The 21,445-nt window shown below is 25.2% G+C and carries 11 protein-coding genes and 1 rRNA gene; 1 reads left to right on the top strand and 11 read right to left on the bottom strand.

Translation table 11 applies throughout. From position 1 onward, the window contains the following. Window positions 1–54: 54 nt before the first annotated feature. Window positions 55–1,281 carry a peptidase T gene (gene pepT, locus ABFX13_RS03425; RefSeq protein WP_346042543.1) on the bottom strand — a complete coding sequence of 409 codons (1,227 nt, stop codon included), beginning with the start codon at window positions 1,279–1,281 and terminating at the stop codon, window positions 55–57. Between the two features lie 271 nt (window positions 1,282–1,552). Continuing rightward, window positions 1,553–2,779 (bottom strand): HlyC/CorC family transporter, encoded by a 1,227-nt coding sequence (locus ABFX13_RS03420; protein WP_346042541.1) that lies wholly within the window; start codon window positions 2,777–2,779, stop codon window positions 1,553–1,555. A 277-nt stretch (window positions 2,780–3,056) separates the two neighbouring features. On the opposite strand from ABFX13_RS03420, the gene ABFX13_RS03415 reads away from it, so the two are divergent. Continuing rightward, entirely contained in the window at window positions 3,057–3,731 is a 675-nt protein-coding gene (locus ABFX13_RS03415; protein ID WP_346042538.1) for a nitrite/sulfite reductase domain-containing protein, read from the top strand. 363 nt (window positions 3,732–4,094) lie between these two features. On the opposite strand, the gene ABFX13_RS03410 is transcribed toward ABFX13_RS03415, so the two are convergent. The 9 genes from ABFX13_RS03410 to rrf all read right to left on the bottom strand — a co-directional run. Continuing rightward, window positions 4,095–7,625, bottom strand: coding sequence for an AAA family ATPase (locus tag ABFX13_RS03410; protein WP_346042536.1), 3,531 nt, complete (start codon window positions 7,623–7,625; stop codon window positions 4,095–4,097). Beyond that, on the bottom strand, window positions 7,612–8,826 hold the full coding sequence (locus ABFX13_RS03405; protein WP_346042534.1) for an exonuclease SbcCD subunit D: 1,215 nt from the start codon (window positions 8,824–8,826) through the stop codon (window positions 7,612–7,614). Before ABFX13_RS03405 ends, ABFX13_RS03410 begins: the two co-directional genes overlap by 14 nt. Window positions 8,827–8,836: 10 nt before the next feature. Continuing rightward, complete coding sequence (gene addA / locus ABFX13_RS03400) at window positions 8,837–12,580, bottom strand: helicase-exonuclease AddAB subunit AddA (protein ID WP_346042532.1); 3,744 nt, start codon at window positions 12,578–12,580, stop codon at window positions 8,837–8,839. Further along, on the bottom strand, window positions 12,581–16,027 hold the full coding sequence (gene addB / locus ABFX13_RS03395) for a helicase-exonuclease AddAB subunit AddB (protein WP_346042528.1): 3,447 nt from the start codon (window positions 16,025–16,027) through the stop codon (window positions 12,581–12,583). Beyond that, complete coding sequence (locus tag ABFX13_RS03390) at window positions 16,017–16,778, bottom strand: PD-(D/E)XK nuclease family protein (protein WP_346042526.1); 762 nt, start codon at window positions 16,776–16,778, stop codon at window positions 16,017–16,019. The genes addB and ABFX13_RS03390 overlap by 11 nt, the downstream gene beginning before the upstream one ends. Continuing rightward, complete coding sequence (locus ABFX13_RS03385; protein ID WP_346042524.1) at window positions 16,771–18,984, bottom strand: ATP-dependent helicase; 2,214 nt, start codon at window positions 18,982–18,984, stop codon at window positions 16,771–16,773. Before ABFX13_RS03385 ends, ABFX13_RS03390 begins: the two co-directional genes overlap by 8 nt. After that, window positions 18,977–20,872, bottom strand: coding sequence for a hypothetical protein (locus ABFX13_RS03380; RefSeq protein WP_346042522.1), 1,896 nt, complete (start codon window positions 20,870–20,872; stop codon window positions 18,977–18,979). The genes ABFX13_RS03385 and ABFX13_RS03380 overlap by 8 nt, the downstream gene beginning before the upstream one ends. 132 nt (window positions 20,873–21,004) lie before the next feature. Next, complete coding sequence (locus ABFX13_RS03375) at window positions 21,005–21,187, bottom strand: hypothetical protein (protein ID WP_346042520.1); 183 nt, start codon at window positions 21,185–21,187, stop codon at window positions 21,005–21,007. A gap of 169 nt (window positions 21,188–21,356) precedes the next feature. Next, window positions 21,357–21,445, bottom strand: a 5S ribosomal RNA gene (rrf, locus tag ABFX13_RS03370); the annotation flags it as partial.

The following is a 21,445-nucleotide window of genomic DNA, read 5'->3' as shown; positions in this document are numbered from 1 at the left end:
ATTTATTAATTAAAATATAAAAAATGAACTCTATTTAGAGTTCATTTTTTATATTTATTTTAAATTTGTATAATTCTCAGCTATTCTAACTATTAATTTAGCTCCTTTTTCCATTGCTGAAACTGGTATACATTCATTTTTACTATGGAAGTTTAATCCACCAGTAAATATATTTGGACAAGGTAATCCCATAAATGATAACCTAGCTCCATCTGTACCTCCTCTTATAGGTACTATTATTGGAGTTATATCAGTTTCTTTCATAGATTTTTCAACTACATCAACTACAAACTTAACTGGCTCTACTTTTTCTTTCATATTGTAATATTGATCTTTTAAATCTAGAGTTACTCTTCCTTCATATTTTTCATTTATTTTTTCTATTACAGATTTCATAAACTCTTTTCTTTGTTCAAACTTAGCATTATCATGATCTCTTATTATATAAATCATAGAAGCTTTTTCAACATTTCCGTTTAAATCATTTAAATGATAGAATCCTTCATATCCTTCAGTAGTCTCAGGTCTTTCACTTGCTGGGAACATTTCAGATATTTCTGCTGCTATGTGTAGAGCATTAACTAACTTATTCTTTGCACTACCTGGGTGTACATTTCTTCCTTGTATAGTTATAGTAGCTGCTGCTGCATTGAAGTTTTCATATTGAAGTTCTCCAAGTATTCCACCGTCTATAGTATATGCATATTTTGCCCCAAATTTTTCAACGTTAAATAAATCTGCTCCTCTACCAACTTCTTCATCTGGAGTAAATCCTATTTTTATGTCTCCATGTTTTATTTCTGGATTATTTATTAGGTACTCTATAGCAGTTACTATTTCAGCTATACCAGCTTTATCATCTGCTCCTAATAAGGTAGTACCATCTGTAACTATTACATCTTCACCTATTAAAGTTTCCATTTCTGGATAGTCTTTAGGAGATGTTACTACATTTAACTCTTCATTTAAAACTATATCCTTACCATCATAATTCTTAACTATTCTTGGCTTAACATTTTTTCCAGTTACATCTGGAGCTGTATCTAAATGAGATATAAATCCTATAGTAGGAACTCCTTCTACATTTCCTTTTAATGTAGCCATAACATAGCTATTTTCATCAACATGTGCATCTTCAAGACCTAAATTTTTTAACTCTTCTACTATGTATTTAGCAAATACTCTTTGTCCTTCACTTGATGGACAATTTGAGTTTTTAGGATCTGCAGTTGTATCAAATGTTACATACTTTAAAAATCTTTCAAGTACTCTTTCTCTCATGGCAAATTTTCCTCCAATATTTATAGTTATTTAAATTATATTTTTGTATCTCCATTTTCAAAACTAAAGGAATACGTTTTAATTATAATGCTTTATCCAAAATTTATCAAATATGGTATTATCTAAAAGCACAGGTTTTTCAATGCTTTTAAAAAATTTTTATTAAAATTTTTTAAATTATTTCTAGAAAATAAACTAATACATTTTTTCTAAAATTTTCTAAATTTTTTTTATATTCTTTTATAATAAAAAAGGTACTATAAATAGTACCTTATGTGAACACTCTTATTTTCTTTATTCTATTTTTATCTAAGCTTTCTATACAAAATTTCACATTATCAACTTCGATAACTTCATTTTCTTCAGGTAATCTTTTTAAATAACCTATTATAAACCCTCCTATAGAATCAAATTCTTCTGACTCTAAATTTGTTCCTATAAGCTCATTAACTTCTGATATTTTTTTACTACCATCTACAATAAATTCATCTTCTTTTATTACTTGAATATCTTCATCGTCATCATCATACTCGTCTTCTATTTCTCCAACTATTTCTTCAACTAAATCTTCTATAGTTATAAGTCCAGAAGTTCCTCCATATTCATCTACGACTATAGCCATTTGACTTTTATCTTTTTTCATTTCTTCAAGTAATTCTGTTATTTTTTTAAATTCATAAGTGAAAAATGCTTCTCTGACATATTTTTTAATATCAAATTCATTTATTTCTGATTCACTTAAAAATACTATATCTTTTATATTAACTATTCCAATTATATCATCCACAGATTCCTCATAAACAGGCATTCTACTAAATTGTTCTTCTTTAAATATGCTTATTACCTCTTCATAGCTATCTTGTGCATTTATACAAACCATATCTAATCTTTGAACCATAGCTTCTTTGGCTTGCATATCTCCAAATTGAAATACATTATTTATTATTTGTCTTTCTTCTATTTCTAAAACGCCTTCTTCGTGTCCTACATTAACCATTGTTTTTAATTCTTCTTCAGTAATGTATGGTTGACCCATATTGCTTTTTATACCAAATAATTTAAATATAACGTTTGTAATAATATTAAACACCCACACTATAGGTTTTAAAATAAATATTATTAATTTTATAGGTTTAGAAACAAATATAGACACTTTTTCTGAGTTGTTAGCAGCTATTGTTTTTGGAGTTATTTCTCCAAATATTAAAACTAAAATAGTCATTACTGCAGTAGCGACTGGAACAGCTTCTGATCTTCCATTTAATATAGTTATAAATAATGATGTAGATAAAGATGTAGCTGCAATATTAACTATATTATTTCCAACTAATATAGAACTTAAAAGCTTTCCTGAGTCTTCTGTTAATTTACTTACTAAATTAGCTCCTTTAACTCCTTCTTCTTGCATATGTCTAATTCTTATTTTACTAAGTGACATTAAAGCTGTTTCAGATGCTGAGAAGAATCCTGAAGCTATAAGCAATACTCCTAATATCACTAACTGAATAATAATACTACCTTCGGTCGAACCCAATTTTTACCACACTCCTAGTTTATTCTTTTTATATAATTATATCATAGTCTTTAAAAATTTGGAAATACCATTAAAGTAAATACCACTTCCAACTAATATTTAATCAAGTATGTTAATAAAAACTTATACTCTAATTACTATATATATTATATTGTTCATTTAGAAGTAAAATTATCATATATATAATATATTTTTTATATCTACATAAACTACTATCAATATATATTTTAGGAGGTATTACATGAAAGATTTGCTAGATAAAGGAGCTGTTTTACAAAGAGATATGAAGACTTATGCTATAGCTCCTCACGTACCAGCAGGAATTATATCATCTGACCAACTGAGAAAACTTGCTGACGTTGCCGATAAATATAATGCACAAGCTATAAAGATTACAGCTGCACAGCGTATAGCATTAGTTGGGCTTGATGAAAAGGATATAGATTCAGCTTGGCAAGATTTAGGTATGAAACCAGGTGCTGCTATAGGTTTATGCGTAAGAAGTATTAAAACTTGCCCTGGAACTACATTTTGTAAAAGAGGTTTTAGAAATTCTGTAGATATTGGACTTAAACTTGATGATAGATATCATGGAATGGATTTACCTAATAAACTTAAAATGGGGGTTAGTGGTTGTCCTAATAGTTGTGCAAATAACCATACTAGGGATATAGGCCTTATGGGTACTCCTAAAGGATGGACTGTATTTGTAGGTGGAAAAGGTGGAACTGTACCTAGAATTGGTGATAGATTAGCTATGGGTGTATCTGATGAAAAAGTCCTAGATTTAGTTGATGATATAGTAAAATTATATGCATCAAATGCTACTGGAAAAGAACGATTAGGGGCTTATATAGATAGGATAGGATTTGAAGAGTTTTCATCTAATTTTGATTTAAATAAATATAAAAATTAATAGCAAAAGGTTATAAATTCTTATTTTAAATAGTAACAAATATTATTTTTATGCATATAATGACATTAAGAAAGATAAAAAATCATCTTTCTTAAATAACAAGATTTAATATATATGAATAATATTAAAATACTTGTTAATAATTCAAATATGATCGGAAAATAGATAATTTCTATCCCCCCTTATTTATCACCTATACCCCCCTTGTATAGGTGATTTTTTTATTTATTTTTCGATTTAATGAATATAAAATTTGAATTTGTAAATAATTATAATGTACGAGAAAAGTTAAATATATCTCTCCCCCTAATAATAAAAATACAATGGTTTAAATTTATCTTAAACACATTGTATTTTTTATTTTTAACTATATTCTATTTTAACCTTTGAACCATTTCCAGCTTCACTTGGAGTAACTATTAATTTTACTGGTACTCTATTTTTTAATTCTTCAACATGACTTATTATTCCAACACTCAACCTATCACTGTGAAGTCTTTCTAATGAACTCATAACAATTTCTAAAAGCTCACTATCTAAAGATCCAAAACCTTCATCTAAAAAGAAAAATTCTAATGGAGCACTTCCTTTAAGTTGTATTTGTGATGATAATGCTAATGCTAAAGATAATGATGTTAAAAATGTTTCTCCTCCAGATAAAGTATCAACACTTCTTCTTATTCCTCCATTAAAATCATCTCTCATAACAAAGTTTAAAGTTGAGTCAATCTCTAATGCATATCTACCCTTAGTTATATCTTTTAATCTCTTAGAAGCTTCTATAGCTATATATTTTAATTGACTTGTTGATACATATTCAACTAACTTATTTCCTTGTATAACTTTATCTAGTTCATCTAATAAATCTACTTTATGTTGAACCTTTTTAAATTCTTTATTTATATCTTCTATCTTCTCTAAAGCTTCTTTTAAATTATTTGCATGTAACTGTTTTGCACCCTTATCTGAATTTATATTCTCAATCTTAATTTTAATATCAGATATACTTTTCTTTAGTTCATCATAACTTTCTTTAGTTACATATTCTTTTCCTATTTTATTTTTTAAATCTTTTATTTTCAATTCTATTCTACTACTTTTTTCCTTATAATCAGATATTTCATCTTTTAATTTATTAATAAATTCTTCATCTAATATGCACCTTTTTACTGCATAAATCGATTCAAATTTATATTCTTTTAATAAATTAGTTAATATCATTTGTTGATTTTCATATTGTTCTTTAGAGTTTTTTAAGCTTCCTTCTATATTATTTTTTTGTGCTAAATGTTCTTCTATACTTTTTAATTTATCATCTTTTTTTAAACTTAAGCTACGTTCTTGATTTATTATATTATTTATAGTAATTTCGATATCTTCTAATATAAGTTTTGGAGATTTACCTTTTGTTGTAGATATTAATTCATTATACTTTTCATCTCTTATCTTTTTCTTTTCTTGTCCTAAATCTTTAAGTCTAGATGATTCTAAATCTTTTTCATGAATTTGTTTTTGTATTAATTCAAGTTTTTCTATATTTTCATTTTTTTCTTTTTGCTTTTGATCTAATTTCTTATTTAGTTCTTCTAATGTTTTTTCATTATTATTTATTTCATTTACTTTAGATTTTAAATCATTTATCTTTAGTGTACTTTTTAAACTTAAATATTTATCTTTTATAGTATTATATTTACTTTCTATATCATCTATATCTTTATTTATATTTTCTAGAGCTTTTTTTGTACTGTGAATATATTCATCTAACTTTATATATTCTTTTTCTATCTCATATTTACTTTCTTTTAATTGAACAACCTTTTTATCTACATCTTCTTTGTCTTTTTTCCATAAATCTATATTAATTTTTAAATTCTCTAATTTTCTTTTCTCTTCATCATATTTTCTGGATAGTTCATCTACATTATCACTTCCAATTTTTAAAGTTAATTCTTTTAACTCTTTTTCTTTAATTTGATATGCTGATTTTATAGAACTATTTTTTATATTATATTTATCTAAATCAGCTTTTAATGATTTTTGTTCTAATTTATAGTTTTCTAATTTCGAACTTGTATATTCAACTTGATTTGATGTATTTGTTAAATCAAGTTTTATATGATGAGTAGATCCACAAACTGGACAAGGAGTATTCTCTTTTAATTCTTTTCTTAGTTCATTGGCTAAGTTAATATATCTTAAATTATTTAACTCTTTTTCCAAATCTTCTATTTCTTTAGATTTTCTTTCTAGTTTATCTTCTATTGAACTTATTTCTCTCTCTACTTTAAATTTTTGTTCTTCTATTGTATTTAATTCATCTTTTACTATTTTTTTTCTATTTTCATGTTCTTTTAAAATTTCTATTTTATTTTTAAGAACTGCTAAAATTTCATTACTTTTTATTAAATTATCATTTTCTCCTGGACATTTATTAATTATAGTTTCTTGTTTTTTTATTGCTTCTTCTAAATCTTTGTTTATATCATCTTTATGTTTTTTTGATTTTCTAAAATCAAATTCTTTTTCTGAAAGTTCTTTTTTTAATACCTCTCTTTTTTCTGCACTTTTTTTAATTTGAGCATTTAGTACTTCATATTCCTTTTCAGTATCATAAGCTAAAAATACTTTTTGTTTTAAGTCTGCTGAAATTCTTAAATCTTTACTTTTTATTTCTAAGTCATTAATACATTTTTCAATAGATAATTTATTTGAATTTAATTCTATTTTAGATTTATCTAAACTTTCTTTTTCAATTATTAATTTTTTATAATTAGTTCTTAGTATTAAAAGCTCTTTATCCAATTCTTCTACTTGGGATTCAAGTTCTATAGCTCTTTCAAGTTTTACCTTTTTTTCACTTAATCTAGGCAATTCTATATCTTTTTTAGTTTTTATTTCTTCATATTGATTTTGAATTAATATAAGTTCTTGTTTCTCAATATTTAATGTATTTTCTATATCTTTTATACTGCATTTATCTTTATCTATACTTTTTTCTAAAGAATTTATATTTTCTATATAAGGTTTAATTTTTTCTGCTTTATATGCATTTTCTAGTTTATTTTCTTTATCTTCTATATCTTTTGATTTTAAATCTATTTCTTTTTTTTCAAATTCATATTTTTCAAGTTCTAATTGTTTTTCATATATGTCTTTACACTTCTCAAATTTTAATTCTATGTCTTTTAATTCTTCTTTATATTTGCTTTCACTTAAATTTAATTCTTTTAATTCATTTAATACATTTTTATATTCTTCTTCAGATATTCCTTCATATCCACCTAATTTTGTATTTAAGATAAGTAAATTTTTATTTTCTTCACTTTTTCTTTGTCTTACTTTATCAATTAACATTCGCCCATACTTTTCTAATCCAAATATTCTCTCAAGCATGTTCCTTCTTTCAGCTCCAGTTAACTTTAAAAAATCATTAAACTTACCTTGTGGTAAAACAACTGATCTTGTAAAATCATCAGCTGTAAGTCCAACTACTTCTGAAATTTTTTTATTAACTTCAGTTGCTTTATCAGCTAAAACTGTACTTTCTTCTTCATTGTGAATTTCAACTAATCTACAGTGACTAGTTAATATACCACCTGTTTTAGTTCTTTTTATAGTTCTATCCACTATATACCTTTTTTTAGAATCTTTACTTCCAATTTCAAATTCATAAGATATATTAGCCTTTTCACTAGCACTATTTATATACTCTTTAGTGTTTCTTGGTATATTTCCATACATAGCCATAGTTATAGCATCTAATATTGTAGATTTACCACTACCTGTTGGCCCAAATATTCCAAACAGGCCTCTTTCTGTTAATTTTTCAAAATCTATGACCTGATTATCTACATAACTATTTAACCCACTTAACTTTAATTTAATTGGTTTCATTTATATTTTCACCCTCTTCACTGACTATATCTAAAAATAAATCCATTAATTCTCCCTTAGGTTCAACACCTCTACTAAAAGAATAAAAATCTTTAAAGAGTTCTCCCATAGATTTTTCTTTCATATCTATAACTTCTTCTTGTTCATTAGTTGTAATTATAGGCCTAATTTCTATAATGTCTTTAAGTGTATCTTTCATCTTCTTTATATCTGATTGTGATAATACTTCTTCCGTTTTTATTTCAAAATAAGACCATATATCTCTATCTTTATTTTCTTCACATATTTTTAAAGCTTCTTCTATCCCACTGCATTTAAATACTTCTATTGGTTTATAGTTTTTAAAATATATTTGATTTATATTTGGTTTTTCACCTGCTTTTATCTCAACTATATTAGCTCCTTTACTGTAACTTCTTTCATCTTTACTGTATTGAAGAGGAGATCCTGAATAATATGCATTTAGTCTTTCTGATACTTTTTGAGGCTTATGTAAATGTCCTAGTGCTATATACTGAGCATTTTGGGGTAAGTCCTTAGTATTTACAATAAGAGTTCCTCCTAGTTCTATAGGTCTTTCAGAATCTGTGGTCTCTCCCCCTAAAACAAATAAATGTGATACTGCTATATTTATAGTGTCTTCTTTAAATCGACTAGTTGTTGATTTGAAGATTTCACCAATTTTTTCAGTATAAGTTTGTTGTTTTTCTTTATCATCTGAACTTTTAACTAAAACTTCATTTAATCTTTTTTCGCTTGGATAAGGAAGTGTAGATATAACTACACTCTCATCCTTTATTTTTAATTCTAAAACTCCTGCTTCACTAAAAACTATCTCAAATCCATCGTACTTATAAGGTTGTGTATAACTATTTGGCATACCTAAAATTATTATTCCCTGCTCATGAGCTAATGGACTTGCTGCTGATAATCTTTCTGGATTATCATGGTTTCCAGCTATAATAAGCACACATCTTTTTCCATTTTGAGATAATTCACTTACTGTTTTATAAAATAATTTTTCAGCCTGTGCTGGAGGGTTTGATGTATCATATATATCTCCTGCAATAATAACCATATCTATATCATTTTCATTAACTATATCAATAAAATCTTTGCAAAACTTTTCTTGTTCGGCTAATCTTAAATGACCTTCTAAATTTTTACCTAGATGCCAATCGGATGTATGTATAAACCTCATAATATCCCTCCTACAGTTTATAAAGTATTTCTTCCTCTAACCCAAATAAATATATATATGCTTCCTTTATATTTTTTCCTGTTAATTGATTTAAAGCTTTACTATATATCTCAAGTTGTTTTGTATATCTATTTATAACTTCATTTTTATTTTCTTCATTTACAAAATCAGTTTTATAATCTATTATAACTATTTCACCATCTTCTTCAAAATAAGCATCTATTATCCCTCTTACCATCAAAGTATCATCATTTACTATATATTTAAATTCACCTTCTGCTTCAAATATATCTCTAATACCAATTTGTAAATAAAAAGCTTGCTCTCTTTTTAAAAATGAAGCTTTTAGCATTCTTTTTCCTAAATTAGATTTGAAAAATTTTAATACTTTATATGGATTAATAGTATCTGCTTGAGTTTGAGTTAAAATTTTCTTTTTAACTGCTAAGTTTATTTCTTCTTTTATATCATTTAAATTACTTACCTTACTTAGGTTTACAATTTGCATAAATAAATGCATTATAGTACCTTTTTGAGCTGCTGTAATTTTATCTTTACTTTCACTTTCCTGTATAAAAAGTGGGGTTTTTATTTCTGTTGGTTTGCTTATTAAATCTTTAGCAATATAATCTTCTTCTAATTGACTTTCTAATCTTTTAATTTCAGTAACAGATATTGTTGCTGCTCTGTTTACAGATTCTATAAATGGATATTTATAATCTAATTTATTACTTATTAAGCCATAGTAATCACTATTATCTTTATCTAAATCCATATTTAATAATATAGAATCTATAGTTTCCTCATCCTCAATATCTTCTTTTTCTATCAATACATCACTTTTATCCCACACTCTTGCTTCCCACTTTGACTCATGTTCATTAAAAGTGTCAGTCTCTAGATTTATTAACTCTCTTATATTACTTAAATTTTTATGCTTTAAAACTGCCGGCATTATCCAATCTAAAAAATTTTTCCCCTTTAAAATTTGATATTCTGAAACTGGACCAACATTTTCTATATCTTCCCCCCATTTTTTTATACTAGAATCTATATCCTTTATTGAACCAGTTATAATTAATTTTTCTTTTGGTCTTGTAAATGCCACATATAAAACTCTCATTTCTTCAGATAAGTTTTCCATATTTATAATAGTTTTTAGTGCTTCTTTTGCTATACTTGGATAAGATATTTTTCTATTGTAATCTACAAGTTGAGGTCCATATCCTAATTTATGATGATATAAAATATTCTTTTTAAAATCTTGGGTATTGAAATTTTTACCCATACCTGCACATATAACTATAGGGAATTCTAATCCTTTACTTTTGTGTATACTCATTATTCTAACTACATTAGCATTTTCTCCTAATGTTTTTGCACTTCCCATATCAGAACTTGAGCGTTTTAATTTTTTTATAAAGTTTATAAAGTTAAATAAACCTTTAAAACTTGTTGATTCAAATTGCTTAGCTCTTTCAAATAAAACTTTTAAATTTGCTTGTCTTTGAGTTCCAGCCGGAAGAGCTCCTACATATGCATAATATCCAGTCTCTATATATAAGTACCATAAAAATTCATCAGTGCTCATATATAATGATTTTTTCTTAAAGTCTTCTAACTTGTCTATAAAGTACTTAACTTTATTGCTTAATTCATCATTTTTTTCACAAGTTAATTTTAATACTTCATAAAAACTTTTCTGTCTATCTTCTATTCTTATATCTATAAGTTCCTCTGGTGTAAATCCAAACATAGGTGATTTTAGTACTGCTATAAGTGGTATATCTTGCATTGGATTATCTATTATTTGAAGCAATGAAATAATAGTTTTTATCTCTATAGTATCAAAATATCCTATTCCTGTATCTGCATATGTTGGTATATCCATATTCATTAATTCATCAACAAAAACTGGTGCCCAACTCGATGTTGCTCTTAATAAAATTACTATATCTTTAAATTCTACATTTCTGTATGAATCTAGTTTCTTGTCATACACTTTCATTGCTTTTTTACTTTCATCAGGCTTTATCAAATCTTTTATTATCTTCCCTATCATCCTAGCTTCTAATTGTATATTGTCTATTTCTTCTCTCTCTTGTTCATTCTCATCAGAACTTTCTTCAACTTTACTAGACTTTTGCATTAAATGTATTTCTGTAGCCCCACCTACTATAGCATTTTCTTCTTCACATTCTTTAAAAGTTGCACCTAAATTTAGACGTTCATTTTCATTATATTCAATCTCTCCTATATTTCTACTCATTATATTTTCAAATATATAATTAGCTGAATCTACCACTTCTTTCCTACTTCTAAAGTTTTTATAAAGCATTATTTTTCTATTTTTGCTACCTTCTTTAGTATCATAATTAGCATACTTTTCAAGGAATATTTCAGGTTTAGCTTGTCTAAATCTATATATACTTTGTTTAACATCTCCAACCATAAATCTATTTGGATTTTCAACTTTAGCTATTGTGCTTAATAAAACTTCTTGTACTAAATTACTATCTTGATATTCATCTATAAATATTTCTGAAAATCTATCTATATATATTTTAGCTACATCTGAAGGAACAACATTTCCTTCTTCATCTTCGTCAGTTAAAATATCTAGCGCAAAGTGTTCTATATCACTAAAATCTATAATCCCTTTTTCTTTTTTCTTTTCTTGATACTTTTCTTCAAAAGATATTACTAGATCTGAAATAGACTTTACAACTGGATATAAATATCTTATCTCATGGCAAACTTGACTATTACTCTTATAAAAAGTAGATCCTATTATACTTTCTAAAGATTTTTTATTTTTATCTCTTATTGCTTTAGCACTTTCTCTTGCTTGTTTTATATATTCTGGAGTATCCTTTGGAAGTCTTTTTACTCCTTTTGAAAAGTTTTCAAATTGCATATTACTCATATAGTAATACGCTTTATCCCATCCTTCATTACAAGCATTTAATATTTCTAATATCTTAAAGTATTCTATATTAAGTTTTTCTTTATAACTTTCTAATTCTTCGATTCCATCTACATAATATATAGCTTTTCTCATGCTAGATTCTATTCCTTTTATCTCTATCTTTACATTATCTAATATAGACTCTGCCCATATAGAGTTTGAAAAATCAAAATCATCATTTATATTAAATAGCTCAACAGAATCATGTAGCCATTTTTTAGGATAAGGTGAAGCCATAGCAAAATTATATATAGATAAAATAATTTCTTGTAGTTCTTTATCTCCTCTTTTTTCAGCATAACTTTCCACTAAATTTAAAAATCCTATATCTTTAGCTTGATAGTACTCTTCAAAAACTTCTTCAATTGATTCCTGTTTTAAAAGAGAACATTCTGTTTGATCCCCTATCCTAAAATTAGGATCTATATTTATCTTATGAAAATTTGATTTTATTACATCTAAACAAAATGAATGTATAGTTGTAATGCTTGCTCTATTTAAAAGTACTAATTGATTTTGTAAATGACTATTTTCAGGATTTTTATCCAAAGCTTTAGCTATAGCATCCCCTACACGTTCTCTCATTTCTGAGGCTGCTGCATTTGTAAATGTAACTACTAATAGTTTGTCTATGTCTACTGGATTTTTAATATCTGTTATTATTTGTATTATACGTTCAACTAATACTGCTGTTTTTCCTGAACCTGCAGCTGCTGCCACAAGTAAATTACAATTTCTACTATCTATAACAGCTTGTTGTTCATCTGTCCATTTAGGAGAACTCATCTACTCAACCTCTCCTCTCATTTTATTTATTATTTCATCTTGACTTTTTTTGTTTATAATTCTATAGTTATTATCCTTAAATGTACTATCAAATTGGCATATTGATGAAAAACTACAAAAATCGCAAGATGTTAACTCTTTAGATTTATATGGAGTTATGCCTATATTTCCATCAAGCATATCTTTACTTAATTCTTTTATAGTATGTTTTACATACTTTCTAAGCACATTAAATTCTTCTTGATTTACCCCTGAAGTAGTCTTTGATATTGTCCCATCTTTATTTATAGAGACAGGTACTACTAAAGATGTTCCTTTATCTCCTTCTGGTAATGTATTATCCATTTTTCTAATTACATTGCTATCTTTTAATACCAAACCTTTCATTTTAAGTTGTTTTAATATTTCTTCTCTTATATTATCATCTTCCATATCTTCATTAGATTTTATTATAGGATCATCTATTTTAAAATAAAGTATTGCTGCAGGGTTTAAATTTCCATCATTATATTTTGAACTTTCTAATATTGCATCTAAATATACCAATAATTGAAGTTGCAATCCATAATACACATCTGTTAAGCTTATATTTTTATTACCTGACTTGTAATCTACTATCCTTATATATTTTTCCTGTCCTTCTTCTAGCATATCTACTCTATCTATTTGACCTATTAAGTTTATCTCTTCTCCATTATCTAAAACTATTTTAATCGGAGGATATTTTCCTTTTACACCAAACTCAACTTCATAATCTGTAGGGTCAAAAGATCCTTTTTTTATCTGTTCACTAATTATAGATATTGCAAATATAAGCATATTTCTTAATCTATAAGATAGATATTTATATCTTGCTGAACTTTCTAGTATATATCCAGGTATTTTTGATATTAATTCATCCACTATAATTGTGACTTTATCAACTATATATTCTGGAGTTATTTCTCTCCAATCTAAATTATCTTTAGATAATTGTTTTGAAAACTTGTCTAATATATTATGAACGAAAGTTCCAAAATCAGGTGGAGTAAATTCAAACTCTTTTCTTTCTTTTGCTTTAAGACCGTATTGAATAAAATATGCAAATGGGCATTGAGCATATTTTTCAAGTCTTGATACACTAAATAATTTATTATTATATAATTCTCTTATCTTCTCACTTTCTACCTTCTTAACTTGATTAGTATAATTTAGTCCTTCCACTATGTTTTTAGCTCTAATATGATAATCTTCATCTTGTATATAATATTTATATAAATCTAGCCATACAGGATTTATATATTTATTTTCTTCAAAATCTTTTATAGATTTTATAAGTTCATTAAAAACTGGTGCTTTTGTAGTTATATTTTCAACTATATCTTCACTAGTAGCATAAATTCTATCACTTAAATAACTTTCATTCTTAATATTTTTGAAAATCTTTTTAAGTCTAGAAACTATTACAGATGGTCTTAAAGTTTTTCCTTCATGATCGGCTATAGGATAAGTTATTGTTAGAGAGTTTGTTGTTGATGTCAATGCTTTATACACTAAAAATTGTTCTTCAAATGTCTTTGTCTTACTATCTATATCTACTTCAACCCCACTGTTTTCTAGATTTTCTCTATCTTTATCATTTAATATCCCATCATCTTTTGATATTAATGGGAATATTCCATCTGTAGTTCCTATTAGATATAAATATTTAGTATTTTGATTTTTCATTCTATCAACGCTACTTACTAAAACTTGATCTAAACTTGGAGGAACTGTAGCTAGTTCATATTCATCAAATCCTATACTTATTACTTTAATAAATTTATCTAAACTTATTGTATCTTCTCCCATAATTTCAACAATTTGATCTAATATATCAACTACGATTTCCCAAACTTGAGAATATTGATTAGCTAAATCTATATCATTATTTGATTTGAAATTATCTATCATATTCTTTATAGTATCTGGTATATTAATATCTAGTAAAAATTCATATATATACTTACATATATCTTTGGCTTTATTTTTACCTTTTACTTTTTCTTGTAACTTAATTATAGGATTTATTACTATTTTTCTGATTTCATTAACTCTTTCTATAACTTCTATCTCATATTCATCTTCATCATCATTTAATCTATGATTTAATCTATAATTCCATCTTTCTTCAAACCACTTCTTACCTTTTATCCCATTTGCTAAAACATAATTTTCAAGTAAACTTATATCTTCAATATCAATTCCTAATAATCCACTTTTTAAGTATCTAAACATAGTTTCATAACTATATCTTCTACTTTGCATTTCTAATGCTGATATTATTAAAACTATGATAGGATTATTTTTAGCTTCCGTTTTGTTATCTATAAAATTTGGTATCTCATATTCTTTAAATATTGATTGTACTAAAAAATCATATCTATTTAAATCTCTAGTTGATACAGTTATATCTCTATATCTAAGACCTTGTTCTCTTACTAAAAATACTATTTCTTTTGCTATTTGCTCTACTTCTGAATATAAATTACTAAATTCTTTTATAGCTATACTTTTAGTTTCTCCTTCATAAACTTTATAAGGATATGAAAAATAGTTTCTTTCTAAATGTTCTAACTCTTCATTTCCATCAAATCTTTTTATTTTAGTTGCATTTAAACTTATATCAGGTTTTATGTTAATTCCAGATTCCAAACATAATTTTCTTAGTTTTTCTTCTGTAAATTTAGTACGGGAAAATACATCTCTCTTATTATAAGTTTTTACTAAATTGTTATCTAAAGTTAAAGCTATATTAACTTCAGATGCCTTTAATAGTAAACTTCTTATTACTCTGTACTGATTTGGTGTAAATCCTGTAAATTCATCTATATATATTTTTGCGTTGTCAAAATAGCTACACATTTCTATTTTATCTGCTAGTGATGCTAATAAATCTTGTGAGTCTATATAGTTTTCATGTAATATTTTTTCATAATTATCATAAATTTTACTTATATCTTGTAATTTCAACTTAAGTGTTTCACTATTAACTTCTCCTGCTACATTTTCTAAAGCTTCTGATGTAATATTATACTGCTTAAATTCAGATATCATATCTGATATAGTTCCTATAAATCCTGGTTGATTAGATGCTTTTGAAAAAATTTGTAAGTCATCACTAACTTCATCTAATGCTTTATAAATCATCATAGATCTACCACTTGCATTTATATTTATATCTGTAAGTCCTCCAACTTGAGAAAATACTATATTACTTAATGTTTTAAAGCTAAGAACCCTTGCTCTAAGATAAGGATCCTTTTCTATATGTTTACTTAATCTTTTTTCACTTTCAAATGTATATTGTTCCGGAACTAATAATATTATAGGAGCAGTATCTCCATCATTTACTTTTTTTGATATATCATTTAAACAATATGTTGTTTTACCACTACCACTTCTTCCGAATATAAACCTAAGACTCATATATTTCATCCTCCAATATGCTATAGTTTATATCTTCATTGTTACATAACTTATTAAATTCACAAAACTTACAATGCTTAGTATTTTTTATACTAGACTCATCATCGTAATTTGTTTTTCTTATATTATCTATATAAACTTCTATTTGTTTTTTTATACTGTTATGTCTTTCTTCACTGTATTGAATAGTTATCGGCTCATTGTAATATTCTGGTTGATAATAGTTTATACTTATATTCTCATAATCTAAATTTAAGTTATGTATTTTATTTACAACTTCACCACATAAAAATAAATAAACTAGAGTTTGAATTCTGTTTTCAACATTTTTATATTCTAATTTTCTATTTTCTGTTTTCCAGTCCCATATGCTAATATTATTTTCATCTAAAACTATTAAATCATACTTTGCTTGTATATTAAATTTTCCTAATCTATATCTTGCTTCATACTCAGGAAGATAAATTTTATTCTTCTTTATAGGCACAAGTCTTTTTATTTTATCCAGCCATATATTAAATTCTTTATTATCTGCATATTCTATTCCTGTTGGTATATTGCTAAAATGTCGTTCGCATATTAGATGAAAATCCGTACCTAATCTAAGATTTTCATAATATTCTCTGCTACCTTCATCATCTTGCTTCCAATTTAGCTTATCTATATATTTAAATTTAAATTTTAAAGGACAATTTTTATATGTATTTATAGAATTTTGACTGTATAAAAAATTATCTAGTTTTTTATTCAACTAACTCACCCCTTTTTTCTTTTATAAATCTACCTAACTTATTAAAATAAAAAGATGGCTTTTGTTGTTGCTTTTTATTTAAATTGTTATCCTTATAAGTGTGTCCAGATAACATTAACATCTCTTTTGCTCTAGTTATACCTACATATAACAATCTTATTTTTTCATTTATTATATTTATTTTGTGTTTATACATACAATCTTTTGGTTTTTCACCTGTTACAATAGCTTCCACTTCTGATTTAGCAATAGCTACTGGATTTTTATACCTATCTTTTAAGTACCATAACTCACCTTGGAATTTTTGATTTATATCTGCTGGAAATTTAAATTCAGTTAAATCAAGTAAAAATACTACATCCCATTCCATTCCTTTTGATTTATGATAGGTACATACAGTAATCCCACCAGGTTTAGGTTCATATCCATTTATTTCATATATAATCTCGCTTATATAATTGAACACTCTATTTCTATCATCTAACAATATTTTACCTATGTCATATAAACTTGTATTTGGATTATCTAAAATCAAATGTTTTACATAAAAAGCTACATAATATATCATTGATTTTTCTTCACAAGTTACGTCTATGTTATCTCCTATTAGTAAAATTAGCTCATCCAATTTTACTGATATGTAATCTAAAATATTTTTTATTTTATTTATACCATTTATAAAGTCAAGATATATTTTATCTTTGTTATCTATTACAATATCTTTAATCACGTTATCTGTATCGTATATTATATCTTCAACATCGTACCTTTTTAATTTAGATAAAAATTCATCTTTTCCAATTTTATTATCTGTATTAATATATATCTTATCAAATATATTTACTAATTTATTAACATCATCACACTGTGCTAAAAAATCAACTATATATCCTATACTATTTATGACTTTTCTTTTATGAGATGAATTTGGTCCAAGCTCATCAAATTCTATATTATGACTTTCTAAAACTTCAGCAACTTCTCTTACCTGATTATTAAATGGAACTAATATTACTATACTTTTTTCTGGAGTTGTTCTTTTTATATATTCTATAAATTTAACAGTCTGAGCTATTTCTTTTTCCCAAGTTTCATACCATTTTGCATTCAGTAAGTATTTATCTGTCTTTGGATTTTCCTTATATCCTTTACCTTTTTGAACTGTCCTAATTACCATTTTCTCTAAAGCACTTTTACAATCATTTAAATAAAAATCTTTTGTTATAAATTCTACTAACTCATTTGCTAACTCTATAATATCTTTAGAACTTCTATTAGACATATCCATCTTGTAACAATTATCAGCTTCTTCCATAAAATTTTTAAAAAATATTGGGTCTGAGGAAGAAAAAGTTCCATTTATACTCTGATTAACATCACCAACTCTTACTAGATTATTATTATTTTCTGATATTAATTTTATTATTTTACCTTGAAGTTCATTAGAATCTTGACATTCATCTTCAAATATATATGAATATCTATTTTGAAATTTAATTTTCAAATCTTCATCATTACTAAGTGCTTCATATGCAAGTATTAAAATATCATCATAATCTAAAAGTCCATTATTTTTTAATCTCTTATCATATTCTTTATATATAGGTAAAATGCACTTTAATATTCCTTTATGTCCATTTAATATTATATTTTCTAGTTTTTGAGGAGAAATATATTTATACTTTAACTCGCTTATAGAATTTACTACTAAATCAAAGAATCCTTGATTCCATGCTTCTAGACATCTATTTTTCCATTCATCATCTCTTTGTTCTTTAACAAAGAAGTTAAAAGCTTTTTCGCCTCCATTATTTTTAAAATTATTTATACATTCATTTAATATTATGCTTTTCTTTAAATCATCTACTATGCTAAACTCTTCATTTAACATAACTATTTCAGGTTTTTCTTTTATTATCTTTACAGCTAGGCTATGTATTGTCATAACTTCATAGGAATTAGTTTCCTTTATATCATTTTCTTCTAATAACTTAGCTATTCTGCCTTTAAAATTATTAACTGCACTATTCATATATGTAAGTATAAGTATTTTACCAGGTTTATTCATACCTTCTTTTATTAACTTAGCAACTAAATTTGTAACTATGAAGGTTTTTCCAGCTCCTGGAACCGCTGGAACTGCCATAGTACCTCTCTCATAATTAATTATAGGTATTTGATCTTCTCTGTAATTTATTTTACTCATTGAAATCACCTTTATTTATTAACTTTAAAATTAGACTATATAAAAGACCCTCTTGTATATATCCATTTACTGTGTATTCACTTTTATATGCATATACTTTCTTTGTGTTTAGTAATAAATTATATACTGTATTGTATAAATAATACTCCTTATAGAATTCTTCTATATCTTCAGTATAAATTTGATTATGACCAAAAGATTTTTTAAGTACCTGTACATTACTTATTTCTTTTTCAGATTTCATACTCCACATATTACTTCCTATATCTAACCATATTTGTATAGGATGATTCATATTATGTGATATGTAAGTGTATGGTGTAGTAATTACTATAGAGTTTTCTTCACTAAACTCCTCTAATTCAGATAAAGAGTAATAATCCTTTATACTTGTTTTAAGTGCTTCTATAAAAATCTTTTCTTTAGTTTTATTTCTATCAAATCCTAATAAACTTATATTATCTGTAAAGTTCTCACTTTCTTGGATTATCCTTTTGCAAATTTTTACATTTTCTTTTCCATTTGAAAGATTTAATAACTTTTCTATATAAAATTTAATTAAAAACTCATATATACTTATATTCTTATCTTTTTTATCTTCTATATAATTTAGCAAATCTATATATTCATTGCATGTATATTTATCTCTTAATATCTTTAGAGATTTAATTTTATTCTTATTTAATAAAAGACTTATAAAACATATATAATCTTCTTCATTTAATAATTCTTCGCACTCATAAAATATACATGAAGCTACCATTAATGCATGTGCATATGGGTAATCAATAATTCTTTTATCTTTTTTTGTATTATAAACATCTATCTTGTTTTCTAATAAAAGATTTTTTATTTGATAATCTAATATAGTACTATTTATAGGACATATTATAGCTATATCTTTTGGCTCACATCCGTTTTTTATAAGTTCTATAACTTTATTAATTGACTCTACTACCATCTCACTATATAATTGATTACTTTGGTTTAAATTTATATCTTTAGATAAATTGATTAATTTTTTTATATCTACATTTTCAATATATCCATTTTCTATAACCTTACATTTTTTAAATATCTCTTTTTTTATGTAAGCCATATCCACATTATTAAAAGATGCATAATCTTTAGTTTCATTAATATATATATGTGAGTCATATACACTATCTAGTAATTTAGATATTAAATCTACTTCGCATGCTGAACAATTTTCTAAACTATCTACTATTAGATAGTTTATATTTCTCTTTAATTCATTTAAGTAGTACTCATCTTTTAAAAGATATTCATTATATAAATATATCAATAATGAATTATCTACTATCGAATTTCCTAATAATAAATTTATATACGTATCTATTATTTCTTGCATCTGAGTGTATGAAAATCTATCTATCTTATCTCTGTTTGATTTTGAATAATATATTTTATTACCTATGCTCTTTAAATCCATTAAACTTTGAGCTGATTTGTTTATATTGTAAGATATACTACTTGATATACTCCTATTAGATGCAGTAATATCTTGAAAATAGTTATCAAGATTTCTTTTTTCTTTAACTATTTCATTTATAATATAATCACTTAAACTATTTGATATAATTGAAGGCTTAATTCTATGATTTGTTATGATACTACACTTTTTATCAATTATAGGCCAAAACTTAATTACTTCTTTTGATATAAATGATATATAGGTAGTTGATTTTATCTCTTCACTAAAATCTAATTTGAATAAATTATCATATTTATATTTTATTTTATTATTTGGTACAATTAATAAAACTTTACTTGATTTGTTATCACTATTTTTTATAGAATTTATATATTTATCTTTTAGATCATTAATCTTTCTATCATTTAAATTATCTTTAATTACAAGATTCATATTCTATCCCTTCCTTTATAAATTAATTATATCATATAGAAGAACACGCTTTCGATGTATTTAAATTTAATTATTTATTTCATGTAAAATCTAAAATAAAGTAATAAATGTGTAGTTAAAACTACACATTTATTACTTTATTTTTATTAATGCTATATGTTCATTATTTACTTCTAATTTATTTATAATAAAATTACCCATAACTACATTTTTAAAATTATATTTTTCACTATCAAAATCAAAATACTGACAATCAAATATTATTGGATTTTCTTTACTATTAACATCTAAATATTTTAATTGTACTCTATACATAAAATCCTCCAAAACAAATAATTATATATAATCTAATTATTTGTTTTATATTAAACTTTTATTCAAGTACAATTTATTTATTAGTATTTCCATTACCCCTATAAATTTAGACAAATATAAAATTAGCTAGGCTACTACATAACCTAGCTAATTTTATTAAAAAAAGATTACGTGGCTACGTCCTACTCTCCCAGGCGGCTTCCCACCAAGTACCATCGGCGCTAAAGAGCTTAACTTCTGTGTTCGGAATGGGAACAG

Source organism: Paraclostridium tenue (genome assembly GCF_039521565.1).
Lineage (GTDB): Bacteria > Bacillota > Clostridia > Peptostreptococcales > Peptostreptococcaceae > Paraclostridium > Paraclostridium tenue.
This window is presented reverse-complemented; position numbering and strand designations above follow the sequence as displayed.